Annotated in this window: 19 protein-coding genes and 1 tRNA gene; 8 read left to right on the top strand and 12 right to left on the bottom strand. The window is 43.3% G+C overall.

Going from position 1 to position 22,414, the window contains the following annotated elements; translation table 11 throughout:
• Positions 1-66 precede the first annotated feature (66 nt).
• The 5 genes from LX99_RS12655 to gap form a co-directional block, all read right to left on the bottom strand.
• Positions 67-435 (bottom strand): hypothetical protein, encoded by a 369-nt coding sequence (locus tag LX99_RS12655; protein ID WP_109608216.1) that lies wholly within the window; start codon positions 433-435, stop codon positions 67-69.
• A 28-nt stretch (positions 436-463) separates the two neighbouring features.
• On the bottom strand, positions 464-910 hold the full coding sequence (locus LX99_RS12650) for a GNAT family N-acetyltransferase (protein ID WP_109608215.1): 447 nt from the start codon (positions 908-910) through the stop codon (positions 464-466).
• 67 nt (positions 911-977) lie between these two features.
• Positions 978-2,168, bottom strand: coding sequence for a phosphoglycerate kinase (locus tag LX99_RS12645; protein WP_109608214.1), 1,191 nt, complete (start codon positions 2,166-2,168; stop codon positions 978-980).
• Positions 2,169-2,267: 99 nt separating this feature from the next.
• A complete protein-coding gene (locus tag LX99_RS12640; protein WP_109608213.1) occupies positions 2,268-2,702 on the bottom strand; it encodes a GNAT family N-acetyltransferase in 435 nt (144 codons plus the stop codon).
• A gap of 144 nt (positions 2,703-2,846) precedes the next feature.
• Positions 2,847-3,854, bottom strand: coding sequence for a type I glyceraldehyde-3-phosphate dehydrogenase (gene gap / locus LX99_RS12635; protein ID WP_109608212.1), 1,008 nt, complete (start codon positions 3,852-3,854; stop codon positions 2,847-2,849).
• Between the two features lie 232 nt (positions 3,855-4,086).
• Between gap and LX99_RS12630 the strand changes: the two genes are divergently transcribed.
• The 3 genes from LX99_RS12630 to LX99_RS25650 all read left to right on the top strand — a co-directional run bounded on the left by LX99_RS12630 (position 4,087) and on the right by LX99_RS25650 (position 6,486).
• Positions 4,087-4,644 (top strand): putative colanic acid biosynthesis acetyltransferase, encoded by a 558-nt coding sequence (locus LX99_RS12630; protein ID WP_109608211.1) that lies wholly within the window; start codon positions 4,087-4,089, stop codon positions 4,642-4,644.
• Between the two features lie 24 nt (positions 4,645-4,668).
• On the top strand, positions 4,669-6,240 hold the full coding sequence (locus LX99_RS12625) for a hypothetical protein (protein WP_109608210.1): 1,572 nt from the start codon (positions 4,669-4,671) through the stop codon (positions 6,238-6,240).
• Positions 6,241-6,330: 90 nt separating this feature from the next.
• Positions 6,331-6,486: a hypothetical protein gene (locus tag LX99_RS25650; RefSeq protein ID WP_170122691.1), complete on the top strand. Its 156-nt coding sequence runs from the start codon at positions 6,331-6,333 to the stop codon at positions 6,484-6,486.
• Positions 6,487-6,492: 6 nt separating this feature from the next.
• Here the strand turns inward: LX99_RS25650 and obgE are convergent, their stop codons facing one another.
• From obgE to LX99_RS12605, 4 genes are all read right to left on the bottom strand, one after another.
• On the bottom strand, positions 6,493-7,500 hold the full coding sequence (gene obgE, locus LX99_RS12620; RefSeq protein WP_109608209.1) for a GTPase ObgE: 1,008 nt from the start codon (positions 7,498-7,500) through the stop codon (positions 6,493-6,495).
• A gap of 249 nt (positions 7,501-7,749) precedes the next feature.
• On the bottom strand, positions 7,750-8,322 hold the full coding sequence (locus tag LX99_RS12615) for an adenylate kinase (protein WP_109608208.1): 573 nt from the start codon (positions 8,320-8,322) through the stop codon (positions 7,750-7,752).
• Positions 8,323-8,425: 103 nt separating this feature from the next.
• Positions 8,426-8,499: transfer RNA gene (locus LX99_RS12610), tRNA-Arg, on the bottom strand.
• A 60-nt stretch (positions 8,500-8,559) separates the two neighbouring features.
• On the bottom strand, positions 8,560-9,021 hold the full coding sequence (locus LX99_RS12605) for a redoxin domain-containing protein (RefSeq protein ID WP_109608207.1): 462 nt from the start codon (positions 9,019-9,021) through the stop codon (positions 8,560-8,562).
• Positions 9,022-9,341: 320 nt separating this feature from the next.
• Here LX99_RS12605 and LX99_RS12600 point away from each other — a divergent pair, with 320 nt between their 5' ends.
• The 4 genes from LX99_RS12600 (at position 9,342) to LX99_RS12580 (ending at position 16,424) form a co-directional block, all read left to right on the top strand.
• A complete protein-coding gene (locus LX99_RS12600) occupies positions 9,342-10,910 on the top strand; it encodes a vitamin K epoxide reductase family protein (RefSeq protein ID WP_109608206.1) in 1,569 nt (522 codons plus the stop codon).
• Between the two features lie 851 nt (positions 10,911-11,761).
• Positions 11,762-12,883 (top strand): TlpA family protein disulfide reductase, encoded by a 1,122-nt coding sequence (locus tag LX99_RS12590; protein ID WP_170122690.1) that lies wholly within the window; start codon positions 11,762-11,764, stop codon positions 12,881-12,883.
• A gap of 63 nt (positions 12,884-12,946) precedes the next feature.
• Positions 12,947-15,124 carry a peptidase domain-containing ABC transporter gene (locus LX99_RS12585; protein ID WP_109608203.1) on the top strand — a complete coding sequence of 726 codons (2,178 nt, stop codon included), beginning with the start codon at positions 12,947-12,949 and terminating at the stop codon, positions 15,122-15,124.
• A 4-nt stretch (positions 15,125-15,128) separates the two neighbouring features.
• Entirely contained in the window at positions 15,129-16,424 is a 1,296-nt protein-coding gene (locus tag LX99_RS12580) for an HlyD family secretion protein (protein WP_109608202.1), read from the top strand.
• Between the two features lie 568 nt (positions 16,425-16,992).
• Here LX99_RS12580 and LX99_RS12575 read toward each other — a convergent pair.
• Positions 16,993-17,196, bottom strand: a complete 204-nt coding sequence (locus LX99_RS12575; protein WP_146203114.1) for a transposase — start codon at positions 17,194-17,196, stop codon at positions 16,993-16,995.
• A gap of 280 nt (positions 17,197-17,476) precedes the next feature.
• Here LX99_RS12575 and LX99_RS12570 point away from each other — a divergent pair, with 280 nt between their 5' ends.
• Positions 17,477-19,909, top strand: a complete 2,433-nt coding sequence (locus LX99_RS12570; RefSeq protein ID WP_245927904.1) for a TonB-dependent receptor — start codon at positions 17,477-17,479, stop codon at positions 19,907-19,909.
• Between the two features lie 152 nt (positions 19,910-20,061).
• On the opposite strand, the gene LX99_RS12565 is transcribed toward LX99_RS12570, so the two are convergent.
• Both LX99_RS12565 and LX99_RS12560 read right to left on the bottom strand, forming a co-directional pair.
• The gene (locus LX99_RS12565) at positions 20,062-21,123 is read right to left on the bottom strand and encodes a phytase (protein ID WP_109608199.1); all 1,062 of its coding nucleotides are present in this window, start codon (positions 21,121-21,123) and stop codon (positions 20,062-20,064) included.
• Between the two features lie 3 nt (positions 21,124-21,126).
• Positions 21,127-22,392, bottom strand: a complete 1,266-nt coding sequence (locus tag LX99_RS12560) for a right-handed parallel beta-helix repeat-containing protein (RefSeq protein WP_109608198.1) — start codon at positions 22,390-22,392, stop codon at positions 21,127-21,129.
• Positions 22,393-22,414: the final 22 nt, after the last annotated feature.

The raw sequence follows: 22,414 nt of genomic DNA, 5'->3' as shown, positions 1-22,414 counted from the left end.
TTATACACGCGTTTGGCGCAAGTCTTGTGGGCTGGAAGAGGCTGGGTTGACTTGTGCCTTTACAAACTAACTATTTATTTTAATAAACAGCCTGTTATTATGCTGAAGTGTGGACCAACATATATCTTTAATAGCATGATAAACTTCAGCATCTTCAGAGTTATAATCATTTTCAATCATCACTAATTGATCATAAAATTCCTGGAGTCTCGTAACTTGTGAAAAATCAGCTCCCCATTTCAAATCGAGATTTAAGATTCGTACCAGGTTTTCAGAATGTGAGGTTTCATTATAAGGGATCCAATCGACAATGCTGTTAAAATCAGCTTGAAATAATTTTAACTCGTAAATTATTTGATCAGACCAATTCATTTCAACTAAAACAGCCTCCAGTTCTCCTATGTAATTCTCCGTATATAAATCAACTAAAATCATTGTTTTTTAAAATAGCCTCCTTAAAAAATCATCTATACTCCATCAAATAATAATCCCCCAAATCATCACTCCCCTCTCCAATAACCTGCCAACCCTTTGATTGGTAAAAGCTAAAAGCCAATTCATTTTTAACAAGGCATTTCAACTTAAGCGGTGCGGGATACTTTTCAGCCACCATTGCCAATAACGCTTTCCCCATCCCTCCTGCCCTATAAGCAGCATCAACATACAAATGGTGAATAAATGAATCGGGAGGCCACACAGCTACAAAACCAACAACATCGCAGCCTGATATAGCAACGAAGATATCTTCATCTTCGGTATGATTATCAAAATCATCAAATCGAAATTGTTCGCTATCGCACCAATAAAAGGTTTGAACCCGGCAAAGCAAATAAATTTCTTTAAGCCTTTTCCGGTCGGCTTCGATAAACGAGCGGATGCTGAGGCTGGTTTTGAGAGAGGCAGATGGCATATGCTTTTAACGCAAAAGAGGCCCGGCTGTTTACAACCGGACCTCTTTTAATATTCTGATTAAAAAATTAGTCGTTAATTGCTTTTACGCCCGGCAACTCCTTGCCTTCCATATATTCGAGCAAAGCGCCGCCACCGGTTGATACGTAGCTCACTTCATCGGTCATGCCGAATTTAGCAACAGCCGCAGCCGAGTCGCCGCCGCCAATCAATGAGAAGGCGCCGTTTTCGGTAGCTTTAGCCACAGCCTGTGCAATTGCTTTGGTGCCGCCTAAAAACTTATCCATTTCAAATACACCCATCGGGCCGTTCCATAAAATAGTTTTTGATTCTTCCACTACCTTACTGAAAAGTTCAACAGTTTCGGGACCGATATCAAGGCCCATCCAGTCTTCCTTGATCTGGCCGGTTTTTGCGATATCTGTATTGGCCGTTGGCGAAAACGCGTCGGCAATGATATTATCTAAAGGTAATAACAGGTTAACGCCTTTTTCTTTTGCTTTTTGCCTTAAGCTAAGCGCAAGGTCAAGTTTATCCATCTCAACCAATGAGGTACCAATGTTACCGCCATCAGCTTTGGCAAAAGTATAAGCCATACCACCGCCGATGATCAGGTTATCAACTTTATCCAATAAACGCTCAATCAGTTCAATTTTATCAGATACTTTTGAGCCACCCATAATAGCTGTAAATGGCTTAGGGGCGTTGTTCAGGATCTTCTCGGCATTGTTCAGCTCGGCAGCCATCAGGTAACCAAAATATTTTGCATCAGGGAAAAACTGCGCGATGATAGCTGTAGACGCGTGAGCGCGGTGAGCAGTACCAAAAGCGTCGTTTACGTAAACATCGCCTAACTTGGCCAGTTTTTCGGCAAAGGCAACATCGCCCTTTTCTTCTTCTTTATAAAAACGAAGGTTCTCTAACAATAAAACCTCGCCGTTACCCAAGGCTTTCGCTTTTTCAACAGCTTGTTCGCCAATGCAATCATCGGCAAATTCAACCTGCTGACCTAACAGATCAGATAAATGAGGTACCAGGTGCTTTAATGAATATTTATCGGTCGGACCATCCTTCGGTCTGCCAAGGTGCGACATCAGGATTACTTTACCGCCATCTTTTAATATTTTTTTGATGGTTGGCAAAGCAGCCGTCATACGGTTATCGTCGGTTATATTGTAATTTTCATCAAGAGGCACGTTAAAATCAACCCTGATCAGGGCTTTTTTACCGGCAAAACTAATTTGATCTACTGTTTTCATACTATTTAAAGGGTCATTGTATTGGACGGGCGCAAATTCAGCATTTTAATTCTAAATTCTTAACGAAAAAGTAAAAAAGCTGATTAAAACCGCCAAAATTCATTTTATTTTAACATACATCACGTAGTGCGGCCCTATGCCGGGTACCTCGAATACGGGCGAGATAACCTCCATGCCCAAGCCCTCGTAAAACCTTACCGCTTTTTCGCGCGCGTTACACCACAGGTAACCGGCCTGCAGCTGGCCTAAATAATTTAAAGCAAAGGTTACCAGCTGGGAGCCAAGGCCCTGCCCTCGGTATTTTTCGATAGTGGCCATGCCGCGCAACTGGTAACTGGCGCCGGTAAAATCGCCATAAGCCTGGGGGTGGAATGAGGCTACGCAGGCCAGTTCATCATTGACAAAATACCCCAAATGAAAGTTACCCGCTAAGCCATCTGAGGGAAAACGGCATTCATCAGGCGTAAGCAGCCCATTACGCAACACCAGGTTGCGCACCGGCAACAATTCATCAACTTTTATAAAGTTTATCATGCCGTAAAAGTTAGAAAAATATACGGGTTGCTAATTGTTATCCTGCCAAATACCATTTTTATCACATCGTTAACATTCGCTGCAGACCAAGGCAATCCATTACCGCTCAGGTCATCCTCCTTAAATCCTTGCGCGGCAGGCACTTTAAGCAGGCTGCTTTTTGAGTTCGGCTATTTTTAATACCAGATCGGCCAGGCGGCTGCTATAACCCATTTCGTTATCGTACCAGCCAACCACTTTTACCAGGCCACCCACTATCGAGGTTAACTGCGAATCAAAAATGCAGCTATGCGGGTTATCCAGGATATCAGTTGATACAATAGGATCTTCGGTGTATTCCAGCACGTTCATCATTGGCCCCTCAGCCGCTTTTTTAAAGGCTTCGTTAATCTGCGCTATGGTGGGTTGTTTTTTCAGGCTGCAGGTAAAATCGGTTAATGAGCCGTTTAATACAGGGACACGGATCCCGGCTCCGCCAAGGCGTCCTTCCAGGTGAGGAAATATCGCTGTTATCGCTTTAGCAGCCCCGGTGGTAGTTGGGATAATAGATGCCGAGGCGGCCCTTGCCCGGCGCAGATCCTTATGCGGCGCATCGTGCAGGTTCTGATCGCCCGTCATGGAATGTACGGTGGTAATATAACCATCAACAATGCCCCAGTTTTCATCAAGAATTTTCACCATGGCAGCCACGTTATTGGTTGTACATGACGCGTTTGACAGTATGGGCGATTGCAGATCGACCAGGCCGTCATTAACAGCCAGTACAACCGTGGGCACACTTTTATCAGGCGATGGCGCAGAAATAATCACCTGCTTTGCACCGGCTGTTAAATGCATCCCGGCCCCGGCCTTTGATGTAAATTTACCGGTCGATTCGATTACCAGATCGATGTCAAGCGCACTCCAGGGTAATTTAAGGGGATCCCGTTCGGCCAGTACCGGTATGGCTTTTCCGTTGATGATGAGGTTGCTGTCATCAAAATCAACCCTGCCTTTAAATCCGCGGTGAACAGAATCATACTTAAATAAATGGGCCAGGGTTTGCGTATCGGTCAGATCATTGATGGCCGCAACGTTGATATCCGGTTGTGCCAAAATATTTCTTAAAAAAATGCGCCCTATCCGCCCAAATCCGTTGATGGCTATATTCATGGTATACTTTTAAAGTGGCAAAGTTAGTTAACCTGCTTGTACCGGTGGGCTATTTAACAGAATAATACATACCGGTTACACATCACTATCCGGAAACAGGGCTTACACATATCTGCACGTGTACATTACGGGTAACTGTCTTTTCCCTGCCCGCTAAAAAAGGATTTAAACGTATCATTTTCACCTGCAGGCCGTATATTTGGTACTTTATAAAACAAGCACAAAAGCAGCAATGGGGCAAACCGACCTGTCAGCCTATAATAATTTTCCTTACCACCCGGGCGGCAGCGCTTTGAAACGTATGATCTGGTATTACCTAAACGCGTTGTTTTTTAAAACGAGCATTATCCCCTCCAGCAGGTTTAAGGTTGCTTTACTAAGAATATTTGGCGCACGGATTGGCAAAAACGTTACCATTAAGCCCTGTGTAAACATCAAATATCCCTGGAATTTAACCATCGGCGATGAAACATGGATAGGCGAAAACGTTTGGATTGATAGCCTGGTTGCCATTAACATCGGCGCACATGTGTGCCTCTCGCAGGGTGCGGTATTATTAACCGGCAGTCACGATTATAAAAAATCGTCCTTTGATTTAATAACTAAAGGCATAATTTTGGAAAATGGCGTTTGGGTTTGCGCTGGGGCTATGGTTACACCCGGGGTTACAGCGGCTTCGCACGCGGTACTTACCAGCGGCTCGGTTGCTACCAAACCTCTTGATGCCTATGGCGTTTACCAGGGTAACCCGGCGGTAAAAACCCGTGAGCGCCAAATTACTGCCGTTTAAAATACATCTGCTTAAAAACATCCTATGCTGAAACAGAAACTGCAAAGCCACCAAATTATTTTACTGGTAATAAGTGGCATAGTTTTAATAATGGGCATTATGCTGCTTATTGCCCCGGCTGCCGCGTATCCCGACCCAAGCTGGGGTTTTCAGGTGATGCGATCAATGGAGCTGGGACACGGTTTCAATATCAACTTTAAACCCGACCAAAACGATATCAACAAAAATATATCAGACTTTTTAGCGTGGTGGTCGCCGGGGCAATACCTTGTGCCTTACTTTTTTAAAACAGTATTGGGTATCAATACAGGCCAGGCTGCCGCAATTGTTACCACCTTATTTTCACTCTCGGGCATATGGGGCTTTTTCTTTTTCTTTAAAAAAGCGGGCTTTTCGCCACTTATAGCTGCACTGGGCGTGCTGTTTATCGTAATCCAGCAGGCGTTCTTCACTCCCTACATTTTTTACAATGGCGGCGAGCTGTTGCTGTTTGGCTACATAGGCTGGTTTCTTTACGGCTGCTTAGCATTGAAACAACCCGATTGGAAACTGGCCCTGTTTTTATTTATAGCGGGTATTTTAGGCTTTATCTGTAAATCATCATTTTTATGGATGTTTGCCGCCGGCTGTTGCTTTATATGGATCAGGCTTTCGTACGGTACTGCCGGGATTATCAACTGGGTTAAAAACGGCCTCTGGATTGGCATACCCGCCATCATGGCTTTATTTGTGATCATCCATTTTTACCTGTCAAAAGGCGGCAATCCATCATCAGCAGGCGAGGGCATTAAACTGCTTTGGGAAACCTTCGCGTTCCCCCTGGCCTCTCCAATCCTTACCGCTTTCTCGGTAGACGATCTTTCAAGCGGGCTCCTGTTTCATGATGATGCCCCCATGTTCAATTACTTTTGGTCGGTTGTTATTGTACTTATTTGCGCCATATTGAGTATTTTACTAATCCGCCTTATTGTGAAGCGGGTACCTAATAAAAACTATGTGCTTTTGCTGGTTATTTTTTACGCGGTATCAGTTTTGTTTTTTGGCCAGTCGTTTTTGCGGCAGGCTTCTATTTCGTACGAGGCGCGGCATTTCAGGGTGATCGGTTTGATCATCGCCCCCGGCATTATTTATTTGGTAAGCAGCTTAAAAGCGGTTTACCGCTACCCTTTTTACCTGGTTTGCCTGGTGATTGCCTACTCAAGCTATAAGTTTTTTGTGCCGAGTTATTTTCAAAACAAAAATGTAAGTGCCCACGGCTATTCCGGACTGGCGCAAATGTTTATCGATCAGCCTTCGTTAAATTACATCCGCAGGTTGGATGCTCAAAACCGAAACGCGATTTTTGTTTTTACCAGCCCGGATCTTTGTTTAGAAATTGAATACAACCGCACCATTACATTGGAAGCTATCGGCCCTGAAGTAGCCATTAATTATGAAGAGTACGCATACAAAGGCCATGCCGGGCCTTTGTATATTGTTTTGCCATCCACATACCTCGGGCCTAAATCAACTATTATGCGAAAATGTTTTCCCGGCTATAAAGGCTTTAAAATGACGATGCTGAGCAATGATTACATTTTGTGGGAGGCAAAATAGCGACAGAATAAAAGATGTTCAGTGCCGTTGTTGTTACTCTGCCGTTGTTGGTGTTGTCACCAACAACAAATTTTCTACCTTCGTTTTGTTTTGGAGAGCGAAATGCCGCTCGGAGAATATGGCTTAGAGTTGTTGGTGACAACACCAACAACGGCGAAAGACAACACCAACAACGGCATACAAGATTTTTTTTTTGCTGCCTACGCCTTTACGCCCCTGATCTATCGAAAAGAAGTTTTTGTTTAGTATAAACTAAAGAATATTAGCGTTAATCTCCTTCCAGAGCAGATCCTTCAACTGGTCAATATTTCTCTGCGCTACCGAAGAGATAAATACAGATGGGATCCCATCAGGGAGTTCCTTTTTCATTTCGGCCTGCAGCTCATCATCCAGCATATCGGTTTTGGTAACAGCCAGCACGCGGGGTTTGTGCATCAGTTCGGGGTTGTACTCCTCCAGCTCGTTCAAAAGGATGGCGTATTCTTCTTTAATGGTGCGCGAGGTATCCGCAGGCACCATAAACAACAATACCGAGTTACGCTCGATATGCCTCAAAAAACGCAGTCCTAAACCTTTGCCTTGCGATGCCCCTTCAATAATCCCCGGGATATCGGCCATTACAAACGACCGCCCACCGCGGTATGACACGATGCCCAGGTTGGGCACCAATGTAGTAAAAGCATAATCGGCAATTTCGGGTTTAGCGGCAGATACTACCGAAAGCAGGGTTGATTTGCCCGCATTGGGGAAACCTACCAAACCAACATCGGCCAATACTTTCAGCTCAAGGATATTCCAGTCTTCACGGCCGTCTTCGCCGGGCTGGGCAAAGCGTGGTGTTTGCAGGGTTGATGTTTTAAAATGCCAGTTACCTAAGCCTCCGCGCCCACCGGGTGTCAGGATTTTGGTTTCGCCATCCTCGGTTATTTCAAACAGCACTTCGCCTGTTTCGGCGTTCTTTACGGTTGTGCCAAGCGGCACCTCTAATATCTCATCGCGACCGGTTTTTCCTGTGCGTAATGAACTGCCTCCTGCTTCCCCGTCGCCGGCTATTACGTGCTTGCGGTATTTAAGGTGCAGCATAGTCCAGAGCTGGGCGTTACCTTTTACAATAACATGGCCTCCCCTGCCGCCGTCGCCGCCGTCGGGCCCCCCTTTAGATGTTAATATATCACGATGCAAATGCGCCGAACCGGCACCTCCGTGGCCCGAACGGCAACAGATTTTCACATAATCAACAAAATTGGAACCCTGCGACATAGTATTTTGATTTGGGAATTCGGATGTTGGATTTCGGAATTAGCCCGCCGCGTTGAGAAGTTGACATCCGAAATCGAATATACGATTTTTTGATTTGGCAATTTCGGATGTTCGATTTCGGATTTACTCGCTTCGTTTAGTGAGTTAAAATCCGAAATTTTGATTTAAAATGCGAATGTTCGATTTTGGATCGCCTCGCCAAACAGACAAGCCCAAATCCGAAATCGAACATCCGAAATCCGAAATTAATTAATATGTTTCGATAACTTTAACTATAGCGGCAAAGATCTCATCAACCGAGCCAACGCCATTAATGCTTGTAAACTTATTTTGGCTTTTGTAGAAACCCGCTACCGGGGCGGTTTTATCATTGTACTCCTGGATGCGTTTGCGGATCACTTCCGGATTGGCGTCATCTGGTCTGCCGGATTCTTTACCACGCTCCAGCAAGCGGCGTTCCAGTTCATCATCACCAACCTCCAGGGCTATCATACCCGAAATTGCCGATTGTTTTGATACCAATAATTGATCTAAAGCTTCGGCCTGTGCAACTGTACGAGGGAAACCGTCGAAAATAAAACCTTTGGCTTCTTTATTGGCATCAAGCTTATTACTGATCATGCCAATTACTACGGCATCCGGAACAAGTTTTCCATCGTCCATTAATTTTTTGGCTTCCAAACCCAATGCTGTGCCCTGCGCAATTTCGCCGCGAAGTAAATCACCTGTTGAAAGGTGGATTAAATCGTATTTATCAATAAGTTTTTTCGACTGAGTACCTTTCCCGGCTCCGGGAGGGCCAAACAAAACCAGATTTAGCATGCTTTTTACAAATTAAAAGCCTTTCGGTAATACAACAGAAAGGCTTATACAGTTAGTTTTGTGCACCGCGGGCAGAAAAGATCCCGGTAATGTAGTGCTTTAGTGCACTCGAAGGGAGTCGAACCCCTAACCTTCTGATCCGTAGTCAGATGCTCTATCCAATTGAGCTACGAGTGCCTGTTCCGAAATGGAATGCAAAGATAGGATTTATATAACCAGTTGCAAATTTTATTTAAATTATTTTACAATTTCTGCAATCGCCTCAAAGTTTGGTAACTGCCCGGCATCTTCAAGTACCTCAGCATAAATAATTTGCTGTTCTTCATCAATCACAAAGGCAGCACGCTTGGAAACGCCTTTTAATCCCATAACAAACTGTTCATAAATGGCACCGTAGGCGGTTGACACTTCTTTATTGAAATCGGACAGTAAATCGAACTGGTAATTATTCTCGGCTTTGAACTTAGCCAAGGTAAATGGAGAATCAACAGAAATACCCAAAATAGTGGCATTTAAACCATCGTAGTAACCAAAGCTATCGCGCATGGTACAAAGCTGTGTGGTACAAACACCGGTAAAAGCTAAAGGAAAAAAGTGGATCACCACTTTGCGACCTTTAAAATCGGCCAGTGAAACACTTTTTAAATCGGACGAGATCAGGATAAATTGAGGGGCCGCCTGGCCGGGTTGTAGTGCCATATGTTATACTGTTTTTTATAAGCAAATGAATAAAAATAAATTGATTAAAGCTAAAAACGTGTTAAGATTAATTTGTCATACTATAGAAGTCTTCATAATTGTCACGTTCACTATACAAAAAAACATATTTCATAAAATACCACAAGAGGGGTAGAGCAACAGAGACTAATCAACATCTATACTCAAAAGCAAATTTTACAACATATTTTTTATCTATTTACAAGTAAAGCAAAATAAAATTTGATATTAAAAAACTAATAGTTAAATATGTAATAAGAACCTATTTTGTTCTAACTAAGAACCTTATTACATAAAAGCCTATGAAAAGAAACAACATTGCCGTTGTAATATCGAAATTTGCCAAAGGTTTAAACATCAATATTGATCATAATAAAGTTTATGATGAATTATTGACCCACCCCGATTTTCCCGGTTTACCTTCAGTTAGCGATATACTGTTAAATTTTGAGATTCCGAATGGTGTATACCAGGTAACTCTGGATGATTTGAAGGATATTCCCTGTCCATTTATAGCTTATACCAGTTCTGAACAGGTCGATCTGTTGATTGTGCATGAGGTTACCGATCAAAACATTATCGTATCCAACGAAAAACTGAACAGGCATAAGATGACCCTGAACGAGTTTGGTGACAAATTTACGGGGGTAGTTTTAACACCCGATTTGGAGGACATAAGCACAGTGAGGCGGGCCAATCCGGTCGGCATTATAAAACCGGCTCTTATTACCTTATTGATATTAGCGGCAATTTTTGCTATTGGCACTAACCCAACTTTTATCAATAACTTTAAATGGCAAACCGGGTTATTAATATCAATTAAAATAGCGGGCTTATTTGTATCAATATTACTGCTCATACAATCTATAGATAGTAACAATTCGCTGGTGCAGAAAATTTGCAAGGCAGGAAACAGCACAGGCGGTTGTAACGACATACTTTCCTCTAAAGCAGCCAAAGTATTTGATGGATTAACCTGGAGCGAAGTTGGCTTTGTCTATTTTTCGTCCACTTTTCTGTTTCTTGTTTTTGGCGGTGCATCGTTTAATACCTTACAAATACTTGCCATATTAAATATTGTTAGTTTGCCTTATACGGTTTATTCCATTTATTTCCAGGCGCGTAACAGGCAGTGGTGCATTTTATGTTGTACTGTTCAAACACTTTTATGGCTCGAATTTGCGTCGATGATTTCATTGTTCCGGTTTTCGGCATTAAACGCCGGGCTTGCTGATTTGGGTATCCTGCTGATATCAATTATGCTTCCTGTTGTGGCCTGGACATTATTAAAACCTGTTTTAATAAAAGCTCAGCAAATTCATTCATTTAAAATTCAGCTTCAGAAACTAAAGTTCAATAACGAACTTTTTGAAAAAACACTTACTGCACAGCCCCAATATGTTGAGCCCGAGAAAGACTGGAGCATAGTACTGGGAAATACCGAAAGCAGCAATGTGATCACGATGATCAGCAATCCTTACTGTACCCCCTGCGCTAAAACCCATAAAGCCCTGCACAACCTGCTTAATTTACGGCCCGACCTGCAGGCCCGCATTGTATTCGCGACATCGGGCCATGAGCAGGATCCCCGCACTTTAGTAAGCCGCCATATACTTAATCTGAACGGCCTTGCCGATAAAAGCATTGCAAAAGAAGCGCTTAGCGCCTGGTATGGGCAAAAACAAAGGAGTTATAAAAACTGGGCCGAAACTTATCCGGTAAACTCCAACATACCTCACAACGACCAATTAGACCGACAGATAGCGTGGTGTAACATGGTAGATATTACCAGCACTCCAACCCTGCTGCTTAACGGCTACCTCCTGCCGCCGTGGTACCAGGTAACCGATTTGAAATACATGCTGCAATAGCATTAAAAATACTTTGGCCAAAGAGAAGGAGCATGCACTTTAAACTACATGTCGCTCAACATGCCGGAGCGTGTTATCGGCTTAAACCTTAAATTACATTTTGTTATGAAAAATTTTGCAAGACTCAGTCGCACCGAAATGAAAAACATTTTGGGTGGTTATGTACAACAAGGACAGGCTTATTGCTCTTATTCGGGAAACTGCAGCAGTTGGGGCCCTACCGGACCGTATGATCCGGAGGAAAGCCAACCAACTGGGACCATCGTTGCCAACGAATTCCAACGTAAGGCTGATAGTTGGTGCTGGAATCACCCATGTTGCACAAATGCGGATTGCCCGGGTGCCACTGCATAAAATGGGGGGTGGGTAATTAAACCCACCCTTTTCACAACACTCATCTAAACAATCCATTTAAACCTCAACGACTATTAATCATGCGGGAAATAAAATTGTTCGCGTTACTGATGTTAATGCTTTTTAAATGCTATGGTCAAAACATCGTTATTAAATATGAAATAAAAAGAGACTCATCCTTCCATACAAAAGACAAAAGCATTGGACGCATATTCTTAGGAATAAGAAGAAACAAATGGGATGGATTTGATCCAGCCAGCTTACAAAACACAGTTGTTTCCCGAATTTCCTACTTAAAAGCCCCTACCCTTGAAAATGATATTGTTACCTACAATATAAAAGAGCGGGGGGTTTATTTTATTGATGATATTTCGGGGCATCAGATATTATTAGATCCCTCACTGATCAAAGACACTATCCGTCTGCAGCTGAGTCAAAATCATTTTTATAAAACCGATCCGTCCGGCGATAGAGGTTTATATCTCAATGATTCAATCATGGCTCCAGGAATATTCAAAATCACTTATCCTCCCCAATATAAATACGTCGGCTTTTTTGACAGTTTAGCTTATTTGCATGAGGAACTCCATGGTATGCAAGTGGGGCATAGCTTTAAAGAATTAAAGAATAATCTTGTTCCATATTTAAAAGGCATTACAAAAATTTACAAAGACAGGGTAAACTTCTTAAAAACCTTTACAACCCAATACGGCATACCTCAATCACTAAAACTATATGCACAAAAGGAAATTGAATATAGCTATTACGATAACTTGCTTATTCCTCTTGTACAGTGGGATACTGAGCTCTTTCAAAGCTACCCCCGTGATTTACAGGACACGATCAACAACTTTGCAAAAGACGTTAATAATATCAATCTGTTTAAAAACACATCGTTCCATCGATTGATACTTACGCAATACATTGCTTTGATAAACAGTAAACAAAATAAAGGCCCTGTAAATTTTAATAAGGATTTTTTAGACAATGTTGTGTATTATTTAAAAAAGCTACCTGATAACGAGCCGAAGGCCTATGTAATATCATGGCTGATGCAGGTTTACAGTGGCAAAGCTGATGAATCAGCAGTAGAAACACTTTATGAGCAATACACACCAGACCATTCACGCCAAGCCACTAATAGCTTGATAGATTCGGTTTACCAGGCAGTAAAACATCCGGGGTTCTCGCTGCAGCAAATGCTGAACCTCAGTTTTGAAAATACCTCGCACGTAAATAAAACTTTTAAAGAACTGGCCTCAAAAAAAATCATCTTGGTTGATTGCTGGGCTACCTGGTGTATCCCATGCCTTAAACAACTCCCTTTTTTAGATCTGGTTATCAAAAAATATAGCGATAGGGTTCAATTCATCTCGCTCTCGGCCGATCAAAACTTAAATAAATGGGATAGCTGGATAGCTAAAAACAGCGGTAACAGGAAGGATATATTGCAAATACATGCCCCTGGTGGTTTCCAAAACATTTTCTTTAAAAAATTACTGATCAACAGTATCCCAAGATACCTGCTCATATCAAGTACCGGCGAGATGCTAAACGCGGCAATGCCGCTGCCAAGTGATACTCAAGAGTTTGAAAAGGAACTAAATAAACATCTTTAATTTTTAAATAGTAGCATAACAGCGCTGCAATTTCATGTTAGCCTAAAACTATAATCAGCCAAAATGCCTTTCCCCTATTTTAAACAGCCTGATAAAATGGATTGCGGGCCAACCTGCTTAAGGATGGTAGCCAAACATTATGGCCGTAATTTCAACATTCAAACCCTGCGTCAGCTTTGCAGCATAAACCGCGAGGGCGCTTCCCTGCTGGCCATTAGTGAAGCTGCCGAAAAGATAGGTTTCCGATCGTTAGGGGCAAAACTGGATAGTGATAACCTACTTGAGGCCGAGTTACCCTGTATGCTGCACTGGCGGCAAAATCATTTTGTGGTTTTATATAAAATAAAAAAAGGTTTTTTTTTCATTGCCGATCCGGCATCAGGATTGGTTAAACTAACTAAGGAGGAATTTAATAATAGCTGGCTCGGCGATAAACAGACTAACGAAGGCATTGCATTACTACTAAGCCCTACCCCCTATTTTTATGAGCAGGAAAACGAAAAAGGATCGGAAGTAAGGTGGTCGTTTTTGCTGCATTACCTGGTAACTTACAGAAAGTTAGTAACGCAGCTGGTACTGGGCCTGGCAATAGGCAGTATCCTGCAGCTAATAACCCCTTTTTTAACCCAATCAATAGTTGATATTGGGATAAACACCCGCAACCTTGGTTTTATTTACGTTATCCTGATAGCCCAGGTAGCCTTGATTATCGGGCAAACGAGTATCGATTTTATCCGCTCATGGATCCTGCTTCATATAAGCACCCGGATAAACATATCTATCCTTACAGATTTCCTGATTAAACTTATGAAATTACCGATCAGTTATTTTGATACCAAAATGACCGGTGATATCATGCAGCGTATGAGCGATCAGCGTAATATCCAAAACTTTTTAACCAGCAATACGCTAACAACCATATTTTCGGTATTTAACCTCGTTATATTTTCATTTGTGCTGGCATTTTACAACCTGATTATTTTTTTTGTATTCGCAGCAAGCAGCGTACTTTATATCAGCTGGATAATGATTTTTTTAGGCAGGCGAAGAGTGTTAAACTACCGGAGTTTCGACGTGTCGGCCCGAAATCAAAGTTCGGTAGTACAGCTCATCAGCGGGATGCAGGAAATTAAAATGAACAACTGCGAGCAGCAAAAACGCTGGGAATGGGAACACTTTCAGGCCCGGTTATTTCGGTTCAATATTAAAACCCTTGCCCTTAACCAATACCAGCAGGGCGGCGCAACCTTAATTAACCAGGGCAAAACCATTGTGATAACCTTTTTAAGTGCCCAGGCTGTTATGAACGGCAATTTAACCCTCGGCGCCATGGTGGCGGTTCAATACATTGTTGGGCAATTATCAAACCCTGTAGAGCAGTTGCTTGGCTTTGTGCAATCGTTTCAGGATGCAAGGATCAGCCTTGAACGTTTAAATGAGATCCATCAAATGGCTGATGAAGAACCGGTCGACCAGGAATGGAACCAGGAATTACCTTATCAAAAAAGCTTAAGTATTCAAAACCTCTCATTCAGCTATCCCGGGATAGGTAACGAGCCTGTATTGAGAAACATTAACCTGGTAATACCGCAGGGCAAAACAACCGCTATTGTTGGGATGAGCGGCAGCGGCAAAACAACTATTCTGAAACTACTCCTACGCTTTTACGAATCGCAAACCGGGGTGATAAAAATTGGAGATCAATCTATCAGCAATTTCAGTTTTAAAACCTGGCGCAACGCATGCGGGGTGGTTATGCAGGATGGCTTTATATTTTCTGACACCATTGAACGCAATATTGCCGTGGGTGCCGATTTTCCGGATAAAACCCGCCTGGAACATGCTATTAAAACAGCCAATATCCAGGAGTTTATCAACTCGCTGCCCCTCGGACTAAAAACAAAAATAGGTGCCGAGGGAAATGGTATAAGCCAGGGACAACGGCAAAGGATACTGATAGCCCGAGCCGTTTACAAAGACCCCGAATTTATACTTTTTGATGAAGCCACCAATGCCTTAGACGCTAACAACGAACTTGTAATTATGAATAACCTTGCCGACTTTTTTGTGGGCCGTACTGTAGTTGTTGTTGCCCACCGCCTAAGTACCGTAAGCAATGCCGATAATATTATTGTTTTGGATGGAGGCGTAATTATAGAGCAGGGAACGCATGCTGAACTCACAACACTTAAAGGTAGCTATTACAAACTGGTAAAAAATCAACTCGAATTAGGGTCATAAAATCATGCCTGAAACAATAATTGACGATCAAGACCAGGGTCTTCACTCTGATGATATGAAGGATATCGTAACAGCCGTTCCGCATTGGCTGCTACGGTGGGGAATAAGCGTATTTTTTTTTATCGTGATGCTGGGAATAGCACTTTCGGCCTTTATCCGTTATCCTGACATACTCAAAGCACGGCTAACAATAAGCTCGCCCGATGTGGCAAAACCAGTGGTATCAAAAGTTTCGGGAAAGTTGGTTGCGCTGTTTGTAACAGATAAGCAAAAAGTAAAAGCAGGGCAAACTTTGGCATATCTTGAAAGTACAGCCGATCATGACAGGGTGTTGCAATTATTGAAAAATCTGGAGCAAATGCAACAGGATGCTATTCAAAACAAACCACTTACAACCTATTTGCCCACTGGCGAAAACAATATGCAACTGGGCGAATTACAAAGCGCTTATCAAACCTTCTTTATTGAGTACCTCAATTATCTCTCATCGGTAAACAGCGGTTTTTTTATTAAAAAAAGAAAATACCTCGAAGGAAATCTTGCGTCAATTACACAGCAGCAGCAACAACTTCTGGTTAAAAAGAAAATTGAACAGCGCGACTCGGCCCTGGCTCAGCAAAATTACGATGCAGCCCGGAAGCTGTTTAACGAAAAGGTAGAAACCAAAGCCGAGTTCAGGCAGGCAGAAAGCCAATATCTTTCAAAAAAATCACCACTGATTCAAACAGAAACTTCGCTCATCAACGGAAAAGACAGCTATGCCTCCAAGCAAAAAGAATTATTGGAATTAGATAATGATATTCAGCAGGGCCGGTCGAAGTTTCTGGAAGCACTTAACAGCCTGATCAGCAGCGCAATGGGCTGGAAAACCAAATACGTATTATCGGCTCCCGAAAATGGAAGGGTAACCTTTGTTCGTGTAGTTCAACCTAATAGCGTATTACAGATTGGCCAGGAGGTTTTGTATGTAAACCCGGGCAATGAGCAGTTCTTTGGCGATATGGCTATACCTCAAACCAATATAGGTAAAGTTAAAGTGGGCCAGCAGGTGCTGATCAAATTAAAGGGATATCCTTACCAGGAGTTTGGTATGCTTCGGGGCACCATCAAAAACATTGCAGATATCCCTTACCAGGATAGTGTTTTTGCATCAAATGTTGCTATCAGCGTTGGGCATTCATCTGATTTGAAAAAGCCAATTCATTTGAAACAAGGAATGACAGCAGATGCGGAGATTGTTACGGAAAACGCCACCGTTTTACAAAGAATTGGCTGGAGTTTGTTTAGATTTAATCGTTAACAAAGGTAACAGAGAAGCCTTACAGATGGTTATCCTATTGCTTTATTTCAACCTAAAACATTTTCATCTTAACTTAGCTTTCAACATAAAACCCATGAAAGCAACAGCCATCACCCGACACGGCGACCCGGAAGTATTACAGCTAACAGAACGGCCTACCCCACAATGCCAACACAACTAAGTGCTGATCAAAGTATTCGCAGCAGGGATCAAGTAATACAAGAAAGTCTTCGATACTTAAAGCTTCTTATTGCCAAAAGTATTGATAATGGGCTTGACGGGTAATAACAAGTAACCGCCGTAGTCTTACAAGGCTGATCTTCGTATACATGCCCTTCATCTAATAGATCACTTGGTATCCGACTTTTTTGGATGGGAATATCAAGATCACATTCCGCGATCTCGATCATGCGCTTATATAGCTCACTGCGAAGCTGTTCGTCTTCCGGCGAGCGTTCGAGTGTTCCTTAATGCGTGGTTGTTCTTGCGACAAGGCACCAAAAGGCTGATCCTTGTTTATTTTCTTTACAGGAAAGGATAAGGGATACGACGGGCAAATATCCATCTTTTACCGGAACTTCTGTATTCCTAACTGTCGCATCCAGCGTATGATCCCGCTATTGATCCTGATATCGTACTTCCGTAACAATGCCTGATGGCCCGGCTCGCCTGATAAATAACCTCTAATAACTGCGTACTTAAACTCCAGTGGGTAATGACGACGACCGTCAATAATGATCTTTTCCATTGAGTTTACTTTGTGTAAACTCATTTCAAGACAAGACACTCAGATCCTGCCGAAAATTGCATTACAAAACATGGCATTTTAAAAAGTGCCGATCCACTTAAGGTTCATTTTTTGAAGTTAAATACTTCCCTGTTTAAGCAAAAATACAAACAACTGATAAACAAAGCACTACAATTCGCTTATTATTTGTAATTAATCTAAATAAGAATAATTTTGCACTACAAAAAACCCGGTGATCGGTCGGCAAACTTAGCACCGGGTTGATTGACAAAATCTGTTTCACGATCTCATCAACAACAAAGCTATGGATTCTAATCTACGCATTAGTAAAGCAACGCGCAACGCGTTGACAAATTTTTTTTCGCTGCTATCCCTGTTAATGGCAGTATTTATGATCGCCCCGGCTTCAGCCCAGCAAACGGGCACTATCAGGGGTACGGTAAAAACATCCGATGGTAAACCCGCCGAGGCCGTAAGCATTAGCCTGAAAGGAACAGCTAAAGGTGCCATGGTAAACGAAAAAGGCAATTATCAAATCAACCATGTTACTCCCGGCACTTATACATTAACAGCCCAGTTGATAGGCCTGATGCCTCAAAGCCAAACGGTTGAGGTAAAAGCAAACGTAACAGCAATTGTTGATTTTACCTTATCAGAAAACAACCAGAAACTGCAGGAGGTTATTGTTAGCGGCAACAAACCCAACAAGTTTGGCAATAAAGAAAGCGCTTATGTAGCCCGTATGCCACTCAAAAACCTCGAAAACCCGCAGGTTTACAGCGTAATATCAAGCGAGCTGATCAAAGAGCAGGTGATAACCAGCTTTAACGATGCCTTGAAAAATGCTCCTGGTATTGATAAGCTATGGACCTCGACCGGTCGCGGTGGTGATGGCGCGGGCTATTTTTCATTGAGGGGATTTGCCGTACAGCCAACTATGGTTAACGGTTTACCCGGTCTTACCAATGGCGGCCTTGATGTTGCCAACATTGAACGTATTGAGGTTTTAAAAGGCCCGTCGGGAACTTTGTTCGGCAGCAGCCTGATTTCGTACGGCGGGGTGATCAACGTGGTAACCAAAAAACCCTTCGATACCTTTAAAGGCGAGGTAAACTATACCGCGGGCAGCTTTGGTTTAAACAGGATCACAGCCGATGTAAATGCCCCTTTAGATGAAGATAAAAAATTACTGTTGCGCGTTAACGCCGCTTATCATGATGAAAACAGCTTCCAGGACGCGGGCTTTAAAAAAGTAAGGTTTTTCGCCCCGTCTTTATCGTACAAGGTTGATGACAAGCTATCATTTTTGGTAAACGCCGAATTTTTAAGCTCAGAAGGCACCAATCCTGCCATGCTGTTTTTTGACCGCGGAACAGCCCTGCGCGTAACTACCTTAAGCGAATTAGGTTACGATCCTAAAAAATCGTACACCAGCAATGCCCTTACCATCAAAAACCCTACAACTACCTTACAGGCCCAGATGAACTACAGGTTTAACGATCAATGGACTTCGCAAACCGTATTATCGCGCAGCACAGCAAAATCATTAGGGTACTATTCCTATTTATATGAGGTTTCGCGGTACCTGCCGGGCTACCCCAATGTGTCGTCAACCTTTGGGCGTTACATCAGCGACCAAAACGCTACCACCAACACAACAGATATCCAGCAAAATTTCAACGGCGACATCAAAACAGGCAGCATCCGTCATCGTATTTTGGTTGGGTTAGATTACTTTAGCCGGGTAGCTATTGATAACGGAACCGGCTACGCGGCAGTTGGCAGGGTTAATATGGCCGGCGAAGATACCGGCAACTTATCGCGCCAGTACGTTGATTCGGTTTTAACAAGCGCCAAGGGAAGCCCAAGCAATACACAACAGCAGGTATACAGTGCTTATGCATCCGACGTAGTTAACTTTACCTCAACCCTTTCGGCTATGTTGAGCCTGCGTGTGGATCATTTTAAAAACGGCGGCCTTTCGGCAGCGGCATCCGATAAATATTCGCAAACCGCCTTATCGCCAAAATTTGGCTTAGTTTACCAGCCTGTTGCCGATAAACTTTCGGTATTTGCCAACTACATGAACGGCTTCAGCAACGTAGCCCCGGTAAGGACGCAGGAAGGACAAACCATTGTTTTTAAACCGGAACATGCCAATCAGTTGGAGGCCGGCGCCAAAATGAATTTATGGGATAGCAAACTTACCGCTACCGTAAGTTATTACGACATTAAGGTATCAGATAAGGTAAGGCAGTTAGGCCCGAACCAATACCTTCAGGATGGCGAAAACTCAAGCAAGGGCTTTGAGGCAGACATTGCAGCCAACCCGGTACCGGGCCTGAACATTATCGCGGGCTACAGCCATAACACCAGTAAAGTGATCAAAACCGCCGATCCCGATTACCTTGGCAGAAGGCCGGAAGAAGCAGGCCCGCAGGATATGGTGAACGCCTGGATCAGTTACCGCTTTGAGCAGGGAGCTATAAAAGGTTTCGGACTTGGTTTTGGCGGCAACTACGCGAGTGAAAACAAGATCCTGAACAGGCAAACTACCGGCGTTTTTGCGCTGCCGGCTTATACCGTGCTTAACGCTTCGGTGTTTTATAATGTAAAATCATGGGCCTTATCCCTGAAGATGGATAACCTCACCAACAAGGAATATTATAAAGGCTGGTCGACACTGGAGGCCCAACGCCCGAGAGCTTTTTTAGCGAGTTTAGCGCTTAAGTTTTAAAGGTAAATAATACCAACAAGGCTGCCTCCTGTCAGGGGCAGCCTTTTGTGTTTTTACGGGTCATCAAAAAGCCCACCGACAAACAGCGCGGCAGGCTTTATAAAAAATCAGCCGGATCGCTCTAAAAACCCGGCCGGTTTCATTTTTATGCGTTATTTCACCTTCAAATCCTTGCCCGCAATATCCTCCCAGCGGTAATAGTGAAAAGTTTTATCAGTGCTCATTACTACAAACAAGCCATGCTTAAAGGTATCATTCAATGGCACGTTTACCACATCCGATCCATCGCTTTCGCGGGCAGCTACATTAGCCACCTTCAGCAACTTGTGCTGAAACGGGTTTTGTTTGGTACCCCCCCGGCTGAAGATCTGGAAGCGGTTTGCCCCCTGATCTGACACGAGGATATACCCTGTGCTATCTGTCAGCTTATAAATAGAGATCCCTTCATGATCTGCCGCGAAACCACTTGTTCCGAACATGGATAATTGCTTATCCCCTTTTTCAGGGTCGGCGTAATACTGGCGCACACCTGTTTGCTCGTCCGAATAGTAGATGTAACCCAGCTCATTATCAACCGCGATAGATTCGATCTCTTTTTTGCCGCTGTATTCACCAAATTTACGCACAAGCGTTGCCTTCACATTGCCGGTACCATCGTCGCTTAATAAATACTGCCAGATGTATCCGCCTGTTTTAGGGCCGTTTTTACGACCTACAATGGCATACATTTTACCATCTTTAGCCGTATAGATCGAAATCCCCATCAAATCGCGGTATTCCGGACCAGTTTCGCCAACAAACATATCAATGCCGCCTTTATCAACCGGCTTCATATCCGGCAGTGAATAAATGCGCAGTTTATGGGTGATCCGCTCGGTGGTGATAGCGATATCGGTTGGTTTGCCGTTCAGCATTAAACCGTAAGCCAGATCAACATTGTTTGGGCGTTTCAAGCCTCTCACTACCTTATCTTCAATAATCTTACCCTGCAAATCAAACACATATAAAGCGCCGTCGGCATCTTTATCTGTACCTATCACCAAACTCTTTGCCGGATCGGCTTTGTTAACCCAGATAGCAGGGTCATCGGTATCATATTTAACCGGCTGTGTAATCACCACCGGCTTAATATCGGTGGTATCAACCGCGGGCTTGCACGATGTTAACGACAATAAGGCGAGTGGCGCTAAACTGAAAATATTATTCCTCCGCATCTGTTACAATTTAGTTCCGTAAGCGCCAATGTAGGTTGCAGGCTCGGGCGAGATATAAGTTAAGCCATTGCTCATGGTTAAACCGGCTTTGTGGTGGCGGGTAAAAGTGGTTACACCTTTTCCTAATGCCGGTGAATTACCCTGCAAATGAAAATCCCAGGCAGTATTGTAATCGGGGCTGCTAACCGGGTTATCTAACGGGTAGTTTACAAACTTAGGATCGTTTTCGCCGGCTTTAGTACCTCTTACATCATGAGCGCCGCCTGCTACAACATCATTAGTGCCCACCTGAAACTGGTTAACTGTAGTTTGGTCATAACCGTAGTACCAGTTATAGTCATTTAAAGATCGCGAATCTTCCTTTTTCTTCGGATCGCGTTTGATGCCGAAACGGGTATTGGCAAAAAGGTTGTTATACAAATCGGCATGTACGGTAGCCTCTAACCAAACCGAACCACCTTTTGCTGTCGGCCTGCGCCAGCCGGTATTAACCATGGTATTGTTATAAGCGATGATATAAGCCTGCGGGTTACGGTCGCCGCTGTTTGATAGCTTAAGCGCATTAGTGTTGCAACTGTAAACAAAGTTGTAAGCAACGTCAGCCAAACAACCCGATTTAAAGTTCATGGCTTCACCGCCGGTTACACCGGTAGTATAGAATACATTGTTTGAAAAAATGATCTTGCCTCCCTCTATATAAGTACAGTCTTCCTGGAAGTTACGTATAATGCTGTTGGTTACAACCAGCTTACCGTTTACGTTCGAAAACCAAAGCGCAGGCAGGTTCTCGCCGGCAACCGCCTTATATAAACCCATTTTTACCGATGTTGAGGCATCAGAGGTAGTGTTGCCGCCGTACTCTAAAATAGTGTGATCAAGCAGCACCTCTGTACTTGTTGGCGCGGCAAGGATCCCGCCCCAAAGTTTTCCAAATTTATTGTCGGCAGTGCGGTAAGCATCACTCACGGTAAATTTAACCGGGTTTTCGGCAGTTCCTAATGAGTACAGGTTGCCTTTAACAATTACTTCCGGTTTTGCAGTGGCGTCCATCAAAACGGTTACACCTTCTTCAATAGTAAGGGTTTTACCTTCGGGGATGATGATATCACCCTTAATTTCGTGCACGCTGCCCTTAGCCCACACGCCTGATACCTCACCTGTTGCCGATCCGTTTTGCGGCGTGGTATCAACATCTTTATTCGCTTTTTCGCAGCTTGTGAAAGCCAGCGATGCTGCCGTTAACACGGCTATAATCTGTTTAAATTTCATCTCAGAATTACTTTAATATTTA

Source organism: Mucilaginibacter oryzae, assembly GCF_003148845.1.
GTDB classification, from domain to species: domain Bacteria; phylum Bacteroidota; class Bacteroidia; order Sphingobacteriales; family Sphingobacteriaceae; genus Mucilaginibacter; species Mucilaginibacter oryzae.
Note: the sequence above shows the minus strand (reverse complement) of the source record. Positions and strands in the feature narration are given on the sequence as shown.